The following is a 15,689-nucleotide window of genomic DNA, read 5'->3' on the forward strand; positions in this document are numbered from 1 at the left end:
ATGGTATAAACACTTTAAAAATAAAACTTTCAGAAAATAGCGATGAGTAAAAGAAAGGCAATTGTAGAAAAGGCAAATCGAAATTTTAGAATCACAAAATATGTAGTTTATAAGGAAACAGCTCTTGATGTTCGCGAGCAATTTTGGTCATTTTTAGGGGCGTTTATTGGCATAGGCTTTATTGCTTTTATTCAATCTCAACAGTTTAACAGGTTAGAAAATATACTTTTAATAGGTTCTTTTGGCGCCACTAGTGTATTGGTGTTTGGTGCCATACAGAGTCCGCTAGCACAACCTCGAAATCTTATTGGAGGCCAAGTAATATCGGCAATAATAGGTGTAACTGTCTATAAATATTTACCTAATGTAATTTGGTTATCGGCACCATTGGCAGTAGCACTATCTATAATAGCTATGCAAATAACCCGTACCTTACATCCACCAGGAGGAGCAACAGCCCTTATTGCTGTTATTGGTACAGAAAAAATAACAGCTTTGGGGTATTTATATGTGTTAACCCCGGTTTTAAGTGGAACAATTATATTATTTGTTGTAGCACTTATTTTTAATAATTTAACACAATATAGAAGTTACCCAACAAACAGCAGGCTAACACGAGTTTTTAGAACTAAAAAAAGAAATGAGTAAAGAAACTGAAGAGGCATTAAAAGAGCGTATAAAGGAGTTAACATGCCTTTACGAAATATCGTCAATCATAGAAGGTGCAGAACTCGAATCGATTGAAAATGTTTTAAAAGCGTTCGCTTTTAGTTTAAAAAAAGCCTTTTTATATCCGGATGCTACCGATATATTAGTGGGTAATGGCGAATTAGTAATTTGCACCAATGCGCTTACAGAAGGGCGTCCTAAAATTGAATCTAATATTCGAGTTTTTAACGAGGCAAAAGGTAAAATTATAGCAAGTTTAAATGGAGCCAATTTAACTCAGGATGATTTTTTAAAAGAAGAACAGCAATTACTAGATAACGTAGCATTAAAGGTTGGTAATTTATTAGAGCGTATTGAAATTCAAAAAAGCGAAGCTTCTTTAAAAAGGCAAATGGAACATGCCGATCGTTTAAGTATTTTGGGTGAAATTACATCAGGAATTGCTCATGAGCTTAATACGCCTTTAGCTAATATATTAGGGTTTGCAGAGTTATTGAAATCGGATTTGGAAGGCGATAAAAAAGTAGCTTCAGATTTAAATAAGATTATAGATAATGCTATTTTTTCAAGAGAAGTTTTAAAAAAACTATTGTTCTTTTCTTGTAAGATGCCTCAAGAAAAGAAGCAGGTTAACTTGGTTCCAAATATAAAAAGTGCTATTAATTTGCTGGATGCTACCTTTAGAAAGGAGAATGTTAAATATGCTATTAAAATTAGTGAGGAAGAATTATGGCTAAAAGCAGATCCTATTCAACTCACTCAAATAATTTTTAACTTGTTAATTAACGCTATTTATTTTTCACCAAAAGAAGGTGTAGTTACTATTGAAGCATTTCAGAAAAAGACAAATGTTATATTAAAAATCTCTGATGAAGGCAAAGGACTCACACCAGATGATTTAGAGAAAATATTTCAACCCTTTTTTACTACAAAACCTATGGAGGATGGCTCCGGACTAGGTTTAAGCGTTGTGCATGGTATTGTTGCATCGCACAAAGGATCTATTGTAGCAGGAAATAATCGAGACAAAGGCGCTGTGTTTACGGTGACTTTACCAAAAATGTAAAATATGCAATTACGTAAAGAAAACATACTTATTGTAGATGATGATATCGATATTTTAGAATTATTACAACGTCATTTACAATCCTGGAATTATCATTCTTATAAAGCGGTTTCGGTAAAAGAGGCGGTTACTATTTTACGCGATACTAAAATAGATTTACTTATTACCGATTTAAAAATGCCCGAAATTGATGGGTTCGAGCTTATAAAATTTGTTTCAGAACATTATCCTAAATTACCAAAATTGGTGGTTACAGGCTATCCATCGGTTCAAGATTCCCTTTCGGCTATTAAATCTGGAGCGGTCGATTATCTAACAAAACCATTCACCAAAAACGAATTAAAAGAAGCTATAGATACTTCCATGTCTATCACGGAAGAAAAACGTGATAAAACCATTGTGCTTTCCGAAGAAAAAAACAAAGCATACGGCGAAATTATTGGTAATTCAGAAAAAATAAATGATGTCATTCAAATCATTGAACGCATTAAAGATAATAAAGCCACAGTATTAATTAAAGGAGAAAGTGGCACGGGTAAAGAGCTTGTGGCTCGGGCTATTCACTATCAAGGTAAATTTGCTAGAGCTCCTTTTATTACTGTAAACTGTGGTGCAATACCTGAAAATTTACTTGAGGCCGAATTATTTGGCTATTTAAAAGGGGCGTTTACAGGGGCAGATACTAATAGAAATGGATTTTTTCAGGCAGCCAATGGCGGAACTATTTTTTTAGATGAAATAGGAAATGCATCCTTGGCAGTGCAAGCCAGACTTTTACGTGTTTTACAAGAAAAAGAGGTGGTTAAAGTAGGTGCCCAAAAGCCAGAAAAAATTGATGTTAGAATTATTGCCGCAACAAATAGCGACTTGCGAGAAATGATAGGTAACCAAACCTTTAGAGACGATTTGTTTTATAGGCTAACCGTTATAGAGATTGATATTGCAGCCTTAAAAGAGCGTAAGGACGACATACCTTTGCTAGTAGATAAGTTCTTGTTTAAATACGGCGTAGAATATAAAGACCGATTTATTAAAATAACTCCCGAAGCTTTAGATGTTTTAAAGCGTTATAACTGGCCAGGGAACATTAGGGAATTAGAAAACATAATACAGCGTGCCGTAATTATGTGCGATAAGCTTATTGGTGTCGAGCATTTACCAGAGCATATTAAATATACCTTAGAGTTTTCAGACGACACCTTGCAGCCTCTAAAAGTTATTGAAAAAAAATATATAGAAAAAGTGCTTCGTGCCGCCGGTAATAATAAAACTAAGGCAGCAAAAATTCTTCAAATAGATAGAAAAACGCTTCGGCAAAAACTATCTAACTAACTGGTTTATTGGTGGTACATTTTTCTTCAATCGGGAAATTTTGTACCACCATTACTTTTTAAGCTATTTATTTCTATGTCATGTAAACCCTTTTAAATAAAGGGTTTCTTTGTTTTTAAGCGCGTTTAATTTGTTTTTGGGCACATCTTTTGTCTTTGGTATTAGGAGTTTGGTTAGTGTAAAAGTGATTTTTATAAAATAGTTAAAGATCATTTTAAACTATCCAAAAGTTAATTAAAGTCTAATATTAAAAACAAGTTATTTATGAGAAAGTATGTTTTAGCAACAGTTATTGGTTTAGGTGTTTTAACTATGAATGCCCAAGATGTTGGTAGTAAATCTGTAGCCGTTGAAAAAGGAGATGTAATTGAAATTGGTAACCCTTCAACATCAGAGTACAAACACATTAAATTTCCACGAGCTAATTTTATAATTAAAAGAGGCGGAATAGCCAATTATAAAGGTGCTTTAGGTGAAGAGGTCGTTGTAACTAACGTAGGTGATACCAAAAATGGAGTAACTAAAATAGACGTAAAACGTAAAGACGGTAAACGCTTTTTTAATACAGTAAATACTGTTACAATTAATTTTGAAAAGGCCTTAGCTGCAAACGAAATTAAATTATAATTCATTAAAAGGATTTAGCTCTAAAACCCATTAAAAATTATGTTTTTGGGCACTTTTACTTAGCAAGTGTTTGTTTAATAATATTTTATAAAGATGAGATACGGCAGTTTAATACTAGAAAAAAAGGAGTTTGTTTACGTAAAACAGATTCTTAATATCACTGGGTATTCATGCGATTTTGAAACAAAAAAATCATTACGAAAACTTAGTGAAGAACTTAAGGAAGCACATATTATTGATAATGCCGAAATGCCTAAAGATGTTATTCGCTTAAACAGTAAGGTTACATTGATTTTTGATAATGGCTTGGAAAAAACATTTCAGGTTGTGGCTCCAAAAAATAAAGATGTAAGTAAAAATAAAATATCTGTTTTGGCAACCATGGGAGCAGCTTTACTTGGCTACTCGGAAGGGGATACCATTTTATGGGATTTCCCTACTGGGAAGCAACAACTAAAAATAGTAAAAGTAGAGCAAGAAGAGACTTTTAAAGATTTAAATCCAGTTATCTAATACCTATATTATGAAAATAGAAAGAGAAAAAATATTTAAAGATGATTCTGATGTGGATATAGCACATAAAATCAATACTATGGAATTGGATAACTGGATTAATCATTTAACCTACATAGAAAAGGAGCTTACTAATCTCATTGGAATATATGGCATCAGATTAAATGAAAAATTAGATGGCGACCGTATTTTAAATCGATTAGTTAAAAAGCAAGAAGAAAATAAAACCCTACTTAATGCGCTAAACGGATATGCCATGAAGCGTACTAAAATAATAGAGTGCGATGATATGCAATGCGATATGGTATACATTACAGAACACGAAAGTTACCGCCGTAGTTATCTCTATCATTTAGATAAATACAGAAGGGTGAAAGATGAATTTTTTAAAGAAGTACACGACGAGTTTTCACTTTTAAAACCAATTTAAGGCCAAATTTTGAGCTCCGTTTTATTACATAAAATAGATAATCAAAGGCGACTTTGTATTCAAAAAGATTTAAAAGAATTAAATCTATGGATGTATACATTAGAGGAATTTAATAATGAACTAGATAGTTGCCACATTTTAGAAAAGCAGCTTATACATAATGCTTCGGTGTCTAATTTAATTAAAGCACTACGGCGAAAAAATGTTTTAAGCATGGCTTTATTCTGTAAATACAATCAGGAATTAAAAGACGAATGGGAATATGGAAAAACGGACTATGATGTAGCTCGTGCTAAAGTGCATGAAAAGAAACGTGAGCAGTATATGCTCTTAATAGAGGAGTACAGCGCGTTTAAAAAACACATTTATAAATTGTTGATGCGATATCAACGTAAATAATATAAAGCCATGAAAAAGATTTTAATTCCAACAGATTTTTCGCAAAATAGTTATCAAGCCATTGATTATACTATGAAGCTCTTTAAAAATGAAACATGTGCTTTTTATTTTCTAAACACCTATTCTTACGATTCTCATGGTTTAAATGCTATTGAAATGCTTCAGGCAGAAGATGATTGGTTTGATAAACCTAAAGAAGAATCTTTACAGCATTTAGGTGAATTGTTAGAGCGATTTACAGGAGACAACGGTAACATAAAACATAGCTATCATGTTATTTCTGAGTATGCTAGTTTGGTTGAAGGTATTGAAAAACAGGTTAAAGAAATTGGTATAGATTTAATTGTGCTTAAAGGTGAAATAATAGTTAGTAAAAATGTAAAAAAGATAATTGACCAAGTAAGAACATGTGCTATTTTAATAGTACCATCGGCTGCATCAATTCATAAAAAATTAAATTTAACCATAACGTCAACTTTTAAACAAGCTGTAAGAACTTTAGAGGTAGATGCGTTTTTAAATATTTTAAGCAACACCAATTGCGATATAAATATTTTGGTTTTAGATGAAGAAGAAAGCATAACGGCTGAAGTGAAAAACAACTTAAAATTGTTTGTTAATCACTTAGAGAAATTCCCTAACAGCTCCGTTCAGGTAGAATACATGAAAGCCTCTAGGAGTATAAAGGATTATGCTATAACGCACCTTAATAGTATTATGTGTATTACAGATAAAAAACCTGGTTTACTCCGTAAAATAGGGTTAACCCAATCTAAAGCTATTTCGGTTTTAGAGAAAATAAGTAAAAATCCTGTTTTAGCCATTCACCAATAATCCAAATATGAGGTATTGGTATTTATAGGAGTGAATAAATTTAGTTAATTTTTTTTAGTTGTATTGAAACTTGATTCTTATGTTATGTTTCAAGAAAGCACCCAAGAGGTTGAGTCTTGGGTGTTTCATTTTTTATAGCTCTAACTAAACTGGCTCCTAATTGTGGATTAACGATTAAGTTATGTCGTAGTAATTCGTTATAAAAATCTCCGTTGTAGTGTTAGTTTAAAGTCTATTTAGAGACTATAGTTTCCAAATTGAATCGAAAAGAAGTGTAAACAATGTTACAATTGGTACATTTACAATTTGTAATTTTATGGTTTTGAAGTAAAATTCAATTCTAAAGTTAAATAATGATAAATTAAATAATGAGGAACCTATTTTTATTTTTCGCACTGTTAACTGTCTTTGTAGGGCGTTCGCAAGTTTTAGAACCAGTAAAATGGTCCACTTCGGTCGAAAAAATAGCAGATACAGAATATGTGTTAATATCGAAAGCAACTATAGATTCTGGTTGGCATTTATATTCGCAAAACGTACCACAAGATGGTCCGATACCAACAACATTTACTTTTAATGATAGCGAAGGGCAAATTCAGTTAATAGGTAACACCTCAGAAGGAAAAGGGCATACCGTTAACGATCCTGTTTTCGAAATGACTATTAAGTTTTTTGAAAACACGGCAATCTTCAAACAAAAAATTAATGTAAAAGGAGATGTTTCAATAGTGCAAGCTTTTGTAGAGTTTATGGTTTGTGATGATGCACGATGTTTACCACCAACCGAGGTCGATTTAGAATTTAAGCTTTCCGAAGCTACCGCAGGAGTAGATACTCTTACTGCCAACACTACCGAAAAGGTACAAAAAGAGGTGTCTCAAGCAATCGATTCTAGTTCAGAAAAAGGCATTTGGTCTATCTTTTTTATTGCGTTTCTTTCCGGGTTTGCAGCCTTATTAACGCCATGTGTTTTTCCAATGATTCCAATGACGGTGAGCTTTTTTACAAAGCAAAGTAAAAATAAAGCAGTAGGTATTAGAAACGCCATTATTTATGGTATTTCAATTATTGCAATTTATGTTTTGCTAGGTATATTGGTAAGTTTAATTTTTGGTGCCGATGCACTAAATGCCTTATCAACCAACGTGTGGTTTAATATTATTTTCTTTGTTTTATTAATAGTATTTGCTGTGTCATTTTTGGGTGCCTTCGAAATTATGTTACCAAATTCTTGGGCTAATAAAGTGGATTCTCAAGCAGATAGAGGTGGCTTAATTGGCATCTTTTTTATGGCGTTGGCCTTAGCTATAGTATCTTTTTCGTGCACAGGACCAATTGTAGGTACTTTGCTGGTTGAAGCTGCTTCTGGAGGAAGTCAAATAGGACCAATTGTAGGTATGCTTGGTTTTTCGTTAGCTATAGCCTTACCATTTGCCTTATTTGCAGCCTTTCCGGGTTGGTTAAATTCGTTACCAAAATCTGGTGGTTGGTTAAATACAGTAAAAGTTGTTTTAGGGTTTTTGGAGTTAGCCTTAGCATTTAAATTTTTATCGAATGCCGATTTAGTTTTACAATTACATTGGTTAGAGCGCGAAGTGTTTATAGCCATTTGGATTGCCATATTTGGAGCTTTGGCCTTTTACCTTTTTGGTAAAATACAGCTACCTCACGATTCGCCATTATCACATATTTCGGTAGGGCGTTTAAGTTTAGGACTTATTGTTTTAGCATTTACTATTTATATGATTCCTGGGCTTTGGGGCGCGCCACTTAATTTAATAAGTGCATTTCCACCACCGCAGCATTATAGCGAGTCGCCTTACGGTGTTGGTGGAGCGTCTGCCGGTGCTCATGGCGATATTCCTGATGGCGCTCACCTTATGCCACCACATAATATTTTAGCATTTAACGATTACGATAAAGGTTTGGCTTATGCTAAAAAAGTAGGAAAGCCGGTTATGATTGATTTTACGGGGCATGCTTGTGTAAATTGCAGAAAAATGGAACAAAATGTTTGGGTAAAACCTAATATTTTAGAAAAGTTGAAAAATGATGTGGTTCTTATTTCGCTTTATGTAGATGATAAGAGAAAGTTGAATGCAGATGATGTTGTGGAGTCTAAACTAAAACCAGGAAAAAAACTAAAATATATTGGTCAGAAATGGAGTGAATTGCAAACCATTAAATACAAAACGAATTCGCAACCATTTTATGTGTTAATGGATCATTCTGAAAATAATTTAATAGATCCTGTAGCGTATACGCCAGATGCTGAGGTGTATAATAAATGGCTAGAAACAGGTATTTCTAACTTTAAAAAGTAGAATGATTTAGTTTTGTAGTTTTAAATCCGTTCTTTAGTAATCAAATAAACCTAAATTTATAGCTATGGAAATTTATGAGCTTGTAACAGTAACCGATAAAATTCTTAATGACTTTAAAAGCTTAATACCACAACTTTCTTCTAGTTGTGTTTTACCAGAAAAAGAAGATTTGGAGGCTATTGTTAAATCTGAAAACACGGTACTTTTTGTTGCCGAAGAGGATGATAAAATATTAGGTACGTTAACTTTAGTATTTACTAAAATCCCAACAGGAAATAAAGTTTGGATTGAAGATGTTGTTGTAGATAGTGCTGCAAGAGGCAAGGGTGTTGGTAAAGCATTAACCGAATTTGCTATAGATTATACGTTTGATAAAAATATAAATAGTATTAATTTAACATCTAGTCCAGAGCGCGTAGCTGCTAATAGGTTATACCAAAAAATAGGTTTTGTAAAAAGAGAAACCAATGTGTATAGACTAACAAAGCATTAGTTTTAAGGTAATTATTGGTTATAAGTTTTGAAAAGTAGCATAATATTTGGATGAAAGGTGTTTTTACAATCATAATTTCGTTTTTAATTGTTCATTTCTCAAATGCGCAACATACAGCTAGGTTTCTTGAATTTATAAAAGATTTAGAAGTAGTTAGTTGTGAGGCGGACACTACATTTTATAAAAATGGTAAAGTAAGGAGGATATCCTGTAGGACGACTTATGAGTATAATTCAGATAATTATTCTGTAGGAACTGGAAGAATCGTTCAATATTATAAAAATGGACACATCGCAAATGAATATTGTTTGGATAATTATGGAAATATAAAGAGGATAGAAATCTTTAACCGAAAAGGTAATAAGGTTGAAGATTACCTTACGACCGAAATAGATTCAAATGCTAAATCATTGGATGAGTTTCTTGAATCTCACGACCATATCAGTTATAAAACATTTAGCCAGTTTTATAGATTTTCAAAAAAAATGGAAACTTACTTTTTATATAAAGAAGGTCAAATAGTTAACGGGAATAAAAATGGAGTTTGGACAACTTATTATGATAACGGAGAAATGAAAAAAGAAAAAAAATATTAAACACAATGTAAAGTATTGTATTACAATAACACATAAGTTAATTCTAAATTAGTGCTATTGTTTTAGGCTTTTCTCAAGCGATTTTAGCTCGACTCCCAATTCATTAAACATACCTAAAATACTGCTTATTTTTAATTCTTCTTCGGTGTATTCTTGTGTATTAATGCTACAAGTAAACTCCCAAAGTTCTAGAACTTCATCAATAGGTACGCTATAACCGTTATAGGTTTTATTGTCTGATATTAAAAATAACTCCCCGTTAAAGTCAATATTATTCATAACACGCTTATAAACCATACCATCATTTAAAGTAATAAGCACATAGGTTTTTCCGCTTTGTATTTCGCTTCTGTTTTCAACAAAACGGCCAATAACAAACGAGCCATCTTTCATGGGTAACATAGAGTCGCCTTTAATAGGAAATGCACGGTGTTTTCCTGTAGGTAAAAAAGGCAGTTTTATTTTTTGAAGTTGTTCAATATACTCAGGGTCATCATAACCAGATAAATATCCCGCCGACGCTTTTACAGGAACAACTTCTATTAGGTTTTCATTGTCGCTATCAACAGCTATCGGGAATAAAACACGCTGGTTATTTAATTCTATAAACGAAAAGTCTTTGGCTTTAGTTAAATCATTTCTTAGTAAAATATCAATAGGTATTTTAAAATAATCGGATAGTTTAATTAGAAATTCTATAGTTGGTGCCGAACGGCTTTCTTCGTAAGAGCCTATGCGCGAACGACTAACCTTTAACTCTTCCGAAAGGCCTTCTTGAGATAGCTTTTTAAGCCCTCTTAAATGTTTAATGTTTTTTGATATAAAACTCATAATACTACAAATGTAAGCAATAATTACTTAAATATGTAGTTAATTTTGTGATGTGAAAAAAAATATTTTACATCTGGATTTAGATACCTTTTTTGTGTCATGCGAACGCCTAATTGATAGCCGATTACAAAAGCGCCCGTTATTAGTTGGTGGCACAGGCGATAGAGGTGTGGTGGCAGCATGCAGTTACGAAACTAGGCGTTTTGGTGTGCATTCTGGCATGCCTATGCGTATGGCAAAACGCTTGTGTCCGGAGGCAGTTGTAATACGTGGTAACTCATCAATTTACACCAAGCATTCGCATTTGGTTACAGAGATAATCAAAGAAAAAGCACCTGTTTTTGAAAAAGCGAGTATCGATGAGTTTTACGCCGATTTAAGTGGGATGGATAAGTTTTTTGGGAGTTACAAATATGCTTCAGAATTAAGACACACCATTATAAAAGAAACAGGCTTGCCTATTTCCTTTGGTTTATCGGCTAATAAAATAGTATCGAAAGTAGCTACAGGAGAAGCTAAACCCAACAATCAATTACGAATAGATCATGGTTTTGAAAAATCGTTTTTAGCACCATTATCCATAAAAAAAATACCATCGGTAGGCGATAAAACGTATCAAATTCTGCGAAACTTGGGTATTGATAAAGTACGTGTTATACAGCAAATGCCTGTAGAGATGTTACGCAGTGTATTAGGTGTAAATGGTGTTACCATCTGGAAACGCGCTCATGGTATTGATAACCCACCTTTAATTCCTTACCATGAACGAAAATCGATATCTATAGAGCGCACTTTTACTAAAGATACTATTGATATGGTTAAGCTACGCACCACCATTTTTGCTATGGCCGAAAACCTAGCATACCAATTACGACAAGGCAATAAGTTGGCTGCATGTATTAGCGTTAAAATTAGATATTCAGATTTTAACACCTATTCTAAGCAAGTTAATATTCCTTATACCAGTGCCGACCATGTTATTATTCCTAGAGTGTTAGAGTTGTTTAATAAACTATACCAACGGCGTTTGTTAATTCGTCTTGTTGGCGTAAAAATCAGCAATTTGGTTAGTGGCAATTACCAAATTAATTTATTTGATGACACCGAAGAGATGCTTAGTCTGTATAGTGCTCTAGATACTATTCGTAGTCGTTATGGCGCGTTAAGTATTCAAAAAGCAGCATCTATTGGCGCTAAATCGGTAGCAAGCTCTCAAAATCCATTTAATGGCGATCCGCCTATAATATTAGCACACCGTAAACAATAATGTATACCAATTGTCATTCATATTATTCGTTGCGCTATGGTACGTTTTCTGAAGTCGATTTATTAATGCTCGCTAAAGAAAACGGTGTCACTACATTGGCATTAACAGATATTAATAACACATCGGCATGCTTAAATTTTGTTAGACAATCTCAAGCGTTTAACATAAAACCTGTAATTGGTATTGATTTTAGAAATGGCGCTAAGCAATTGTATGTGGGTTTAGCTAGTACTAATTTAGGATTTCAAGAATTAAATAGCTTTTTGTCAGGGTACGAGCATAGTAAAACAGCACTACCAGAACTAGCTCCTGTTTTAAAAGGCACTTCTTTTATTTATCCTTTGGAGCGCGTTATGCAACTAGAAAAAGAAGAGTTTCAGGATAATGAGTTTATTGGTGTTTCGGTGACCGAACTTAAAAAATTGCCGTTTTCAAATTATAAGTCGTACACCAATAAATTAGTCATTCAGCAGCAAGTTACCATAAGAAATAAACGCGATTTTAATGCGCATCGTTTATTGCGTGCCATAGATAATAATACCCTTTTAAGTAAGTTACAAAAAACCGAAGAGTGTGGCGAACACGATGTTATGCTTAGTGCAAACGATTTACGAAACCTATATGCCGAATATCCGCATATCATTTCAAATACAGAAAAACTATTAGATAGCTGCCATATTAATTTTGCCTTTGGAAAAGATCGCGTGTCTCAAAACCAAAGTGTATATCTTAACTCGAAAGAAGAAGATTATCAGTTTTTAGTAAAACTCTGTAACGATAATTTGCATAAACGCTATAGTAAACCAGATGCTAAGGTAAAAAACAGGTTAGAAACAGAATTAAAAACAATAAGGCAAATGGATTTTGTGTCTTACTTCTTAATTAATTACGATATTGTTAGTTACTCAAAAAGTAAAGGCTATGTGCATGTAGGGCGAGGTAGTGGTGCTAATAGTATTGTAGCTTATATTATAGGAATAACCGATGTGGACCCCATAGAATTAGATTTATATTTCGAGCGATTTATTAACCCATTTAGAGCATCGCCACCAGATTTTGATATTGATTTTTCGTGGAAAGAGCGCGAAGATGTTACCAATTATATTTTTAAACGATTTAAAAACGTATCGCTATTAGCAACCTATAACACGTTTAAATATAGAGCGGTAGTTAGAGAGTTAGGAAAAGTATTTGGGCTACCAAAAGAAGAAATTGATAAGCTAAGTGCAGATAAACACGGGCAGAATAAATTAGATGACATTTCGCAGCTTGTTTTAAAATACGGCGATTTAATAAAAGGGTTTCCCAATCATTTAAGTGTGCACTCCTGTGGTGTGTTAATTTTAGATAAACCCATACATTATTATTCGGCTACCAATTTGCCTCCAAAGGGTTTTCCAACGGTACAGTTTGATATGATTATTGCCGAAGATGTTGGCGTTTTTAAATTCGATATTTTAGGACAACGAGGTTTAGCAAAAATTAAAGACACCATAGATATTGTAAAATATAACAGACCCGAATTGCCACCTATAGATATTACCCAGGTTGAAAAATTTAAAAACGACCCTAATATTAATGCGCTTTTAAAACAGGGTAAAGCCATTGGCGCATATTATGTAGAATCTCCAGCAATGCGTGGTTTAATGCAAAAACTACAAACCCAAGATTATATTGGTTTGGTGGCGGCTAGCTCTATAATACGACCAGGTGTTTCTGGTTCGGGCATGAAAAAGGAGTTTATTATTAGGCAACGTTATCCTGAAAAACGCAAAGAAGCAAACCCCATACTTTTAGAAATTATGCCTGAAACCTATGGTATTATGGTGTATCAAGAAGATGTGCTAAAAGTAGCCAATAAATTTGCTGGTTTAGACTTGGGTGAAGCCGATGTGTTAAGGCGTGGTATGAGTGGTAAATTTAGGTCGAGAGCAGAATTTACGGCCGTAGAAGAGAAATTTATTAATAATTGTAAAACTAGAGGCTATCCTGATGCGCTTACCTTCGAGGTTTGGGACCAAATAAAAAGTTTTGCGGGTTATGCTTTTGCTAAAGGACATTCGGCATCTTACGCGGTTGAAAGTTACCAAAGTTTATACCTTAAATGTTATTTTCCTTTAGAGTTTATGGTGGCTGTTTTAAATAACGGAGGCGGCTTTTATAGTCCCGAACATTATATACACGAAGCAAGAATGTGTGGCGGTATTATTGAAGCACCTTGCGTTAATAGCAGTGAGCATCCTAATACCATAAGTGGCAAAACTATTTATTTAGGTTTTGGCTACTTAAAAAGCTTAGAAATTCTCACTATAAAACGGTTGTTAACAGAACGGCAATTTAATGGTAGTTTTAAATCCTTAGACGATTTTATAGATAGAGTATCTATTAGCATCGAGCAGTTGACTATACTTATTAGAATTGATGCCTTTAGGTTTACAAAACAACCTAAAACCGAATTGTTATGGCAGGCTATTTTTAAATTAAACGCCAATAAAGCTAAAACAACACAATCAAAATTATTTAAGCCAAAGCATAAACAGTTTAATTTACCAAGTTTAAAAACGACATGGATTGAAGATACTTATGATCAAATGGAACTACTCGGTTTTCCGCTTTGTAATTATTTCGATTTAGTAAGCGATGCTTTTTATGATCATATTAAAGCCAAAACCATGAATCTATACGTTAATAAAATAGTATTGCTATATGGTGTACTTGTAAACACAAGGTTTCATAAAGGATCCAACGGCAAACGTATGCGCTTTTGTACGTTTGTAGACCAAGAAGGTGATTATTTCGATACCGTACATTTTCATAATGTAGTAGAAAAATATCCTATAAACGGTTTGGGTGTGTACGCCTGTTGCGGTAAAATATCAGAAGAGTTTGGTTTTTGCAGCGTAGATATTCAATGGACAAAAAAACTATCGTTGTTACCAGATCCTAGAGGTGAGACTTAAAAAAAAGACTTATTGCATCAGTCGTTTCCTTAGCACGCGCCAAACATCTGCATTATCCTGTTGTGGTATTAAATAAGATTCAAGTTCTGTTTCGTTAGTTATTTGTGCTGTATTTTCAACAAAGCCGTAGCCTAAATACACACCATTTTTAATAAGTACAAAGGCATCTTCCTCTGGATGGCGTCCTTTTTCTTTAATCAATTTGTTTTGAGACGTTTCTATAGCGTGTTGTATCGCGTTTTTTACACGTTGGTTGTATGTGTTAACAGGTTCGTTATCAAAACAAATACCTTTACATGTTTTAATTGCAAAATGCGAGCATTGGCTAACGCCTTCTTGTAGGTGGCAGTATTTAGGGCATAACTCGAACTGCATGCATAAACGCTCTAAAAACTGTCGGCACTCGGTAATATTATAAAAAATAAGCAAAGGGTTGGGTGTTGCTTTTAAAGTATTGTATGCTAAATGGGTAATGCCTTTGCGGTCCTCGAAACTAAAAATGGCGTAGGCTTTAGGTTTTCTTTTCGAGGCTTGGTTGTACTCGGGGTAGTAGTGTTTAATTGCGGCGTCTTCCATTAAAAGAGCAATAAGTTCGCTACCAGATAATTCAAAATCTATATCGGCGGTTTCTCGGCAAAGGTTTAGTTCTTTTTCCGATTTGTTATAAAAATGCCCCAACACACGCTTTTTTAAATCTTTAGCTTTGCCAACATAAATAACTTTCCCTTTTTTGTTCTTAAAATAATAAATACCAGGGCTGTTTGGTATAGCGTTAAACACGGCGTTTGGTAAATGTGGAGGTAAAGTCCCTTCTTTAGACGATTTTTTTAGAAAACTATCAAAAACGGTTTCGGCATTTTCAGCTTTTAGTAGCATTTCAAAAAGGATAACGGTAGCTTCGGCATCACCACGAGCACGGTGCCTACCATTAATAGGTATGCTCAAATCGGTACAAATTTTACCTAGACTATACGATTTATGCCCCGGAATCAACTTCCGCGAAAGCCTAACTGTACATAGTTTTTTTCGGTTAAATTCCATACCAATCGCTTTAAACTCGTTACGAATGGCGTTATAATCGAAGTTTACGTTGTGTGCAACAAAAATAGTATTCTCGGTAATTTTTAAAATATCTTCGGCAAGCTCTGTAAAAGTAGGAGCATGGGCAACCATACCATTATCTATACCCGTTAATGCTGTAATATAGTCTGGAATATGGGATTCAGGGTTTATTAAGGATGTGAATTCGTCAATAATTTCAGCGCCATCAAATTTAAAAATAGATATTTCAGTAAGTTTATTGCCTTGACCCGTAGTCTCAACATCTATAATCGTGTACATAATTTTT

The 15,689-nt window shown here is 33.7% G+C and carries 15 protein-coding genes; 13 read left to right on the plus strand and 2 right to left on the minus strand.

What is annotated here, in order from left to right:
• Positions 1-42 precede the first annotated feature (42 nt).
• The 11 genes from HNQ90_RS14320 to HNQ90_RS14370 all read left to right on the plus strand — a co-directional run bounded on the left by HNQ90_RS14320 (position 43) and on the right by HNQ90_RS14370 (position 9,283).
• On the plus strand, positions 43-648 hold the full coding sequence (locus HNQ90_RS14320) for an HPP family protein (RefSeq protein WP_144117816.1): 606 nt from the start codon (positions 43-45) through the stop codon (positions 646-648).
• Positions 641-1,735 (plus strand): sensor histidine kinase, encoded by a 1,095-nt coding sequence (locus HNQ90_RS14325; RefSeq protein WP_144117815.1) that lies wholly within the window; start codon positions 641-643, stop codon positions 1,733-1,735. The genes HNQ90_RS14320 and HNQ90_RS14325 overlap by 8 nt, the downstream gene beginning before the upstream one ends.
• Positions 1,736-1,738: 3 nt before the next feature.
• Positions 1,739-3,067: a sigma-54-dependent transcriptional regulator gene (locus tag HNQ90_RS14330; protein ID WP_144117814.1), complete on the plus strand. Its 1,329-nt coding sequence runs from the start codon at positions 1,739-1,741 to the stop codon at positions 3,065-3,067.
• Positions 3,068-3,331: 264 nt separating this feature from the next.
• Positions 3,332-3,694: a hypothetical protein gene (locus HNQ90_RS14335; protein ID WP_144117813.1), complete on the plus strand. Its 363-nt coding sequence runs from the start codon at positions 3,332-3,334 to the stop codon at positions 3,692-3,694.
• Positions 3,695-3,787: 93 nt separating this feature from the next.
• Entirely contained in the window at positions 3,788-4,207 is a 420-nt protein-coding gene (locus tag HNQ90_RS14340; RefSeq protein WP_144117812.1) for a GreA/GreB family elongation factor, read from the plus strand.
• A gap of 10 nt (positions 4,208-4,217) precedes the next feature.
• Positions 4,218-4,637, plus strand: coding sequence for a hypothetical protein (locus tag HNQ90_RS14345; RefSeq protein ID WP_144117811.1), 420 nt, complete (start codon positions 4,218-4,220; stop codon positions 4,635-4,637).
• Positions 4,638-4,646: 9 nt separating this feature from the next.
• Positions 4,647-5,036, plus strand: coding sequence for a hypothetical protein (locus HNQ90_RS14350; RefSeq protein ID WP_144117810.1), 390 nt, complete (start codon positions 4,647-4,649; stop codon positions 5,034-5,036).
• Positions 5,037-5,045: 9 nt separating this feature from the next.
• The gene (locus tag HNQ90_RS14355) at positions 5,046-5,870 is read left to right on the plus strand and encodes a universal stress protein (protein ID WP_144117809.1); all 825 of its coding nucleotides are present in this window, start codon (positions 5,046-5,048) and stop codon (positions 5,868-5,870) included.
• Between the two features lie 368 nt (positions 5,871-6,238).
• The gene (locus tag HNQ90_RS14360; RefSeq protein ID WP_144117808.1) at positions 6,239-8,194 is read left to right on the plus strand and encodes a protein-disulfide reductase DsbD family protein; all 1,956 of its coding nucleotides are present in this window, start codon (positions 6,239-6,241) and stop codon (positions 8,192-8,194) included.
• 64 nt (positions 8,195-8,258) lie between these two features.
• A complete protein-coding gene (locus tag HNQ90_RS14365; protein ID WP_144117807.1) occupies positions 8,259-8,687 on the plus strand; it encodes a GNAT family N-acetyltransferase in 429 nt (142 codons plus the stop codon).
• A gap of 50 nt (positions 8,688-8,737) precedes the next feature.
• Complete coding sequence (locus tag HNQ90_RS14370; RefSeq protein ID WP_144117806.1) at positions 8,738-9,283, plus strand: hypothetical protein; 546 nt, start codon at positions 8,738-8,740, stop codon at positions 9,281-9,283.
• Positions 9,284-9,337: 54 nt separating this feature from the next.
• Here the strand turns inward: HNQ90_RS14370 and HNQ90_RS14375 are convergent, their stop codons facing one another.
• On the minus strand, positions 9,338-10,114 hold the full coding sequence (locus HNQ90_RS14375; protein ID WP_144117805.1) for an XRE family transcriptional regulator: 777 nt from the start codon (positions 10,112-10,114) through the stop codon (positions 9,338-9,340).
• Between the two features lie 52 nt (positions 10,115-10,166).
• Between HNQ90_RS14375 and dinB the strand changes: the two genes are divergently transcribed.
• On the plus strand, positions 10,167-11,381 hold the full coding sequence (dinB, locus tag HNQ90_RS14380) for a DNA polymerase IV (RefSeq protein ID WP_144117804.1): 1,215 nt from the start codon (positions 10,167-10,169) through the stop codon (positions 11,379-11,381).
• Complete coding sequence (locus tag HNQ90_RS14385; protein WP_144117803.1) at positions 11,381-14,341, plus strand: DNA polymerase III subunit alpha; 2,961 nt, start codon at positions 11,381-11,383, stop codon at positions 14,339-14,341. The genes dinB and HNQ90_RS14385 overlap by 1 nt, the downstream gene beginning before the upstream one ends.
• Before the next feature lie 9 nt (positions 14,342-14,350).
• On the opposite strand, the gene HNQ90_RS14390 is transcribed toward HNQ90_RS14385, so the two are convergent.
• A complete protein-coding gene (locus HNQ90_RS14390) occupies positions 14,351-15,685 on the minus strand; it encodes an exonuclease domain-containing protein (protein ID WP_144117802.1) in 1,335 nt (444 codons plus the stop codon).
• Positions 15,686-15,689 lie beyond the last annotated feature (4 nt).

The sequence above is a fragment of the Algibacter amylolyticus genome, from assembly GCF_014202225.1.
In the GTDB taxonomy this organism is placed as follows: domain Bacteria; phylum Bacteroidota; class Bacteroidia; order Flavobacteriales; family Flavobacteriaceae; genus Algibacter_B; species Algibacter_B amylolyticus.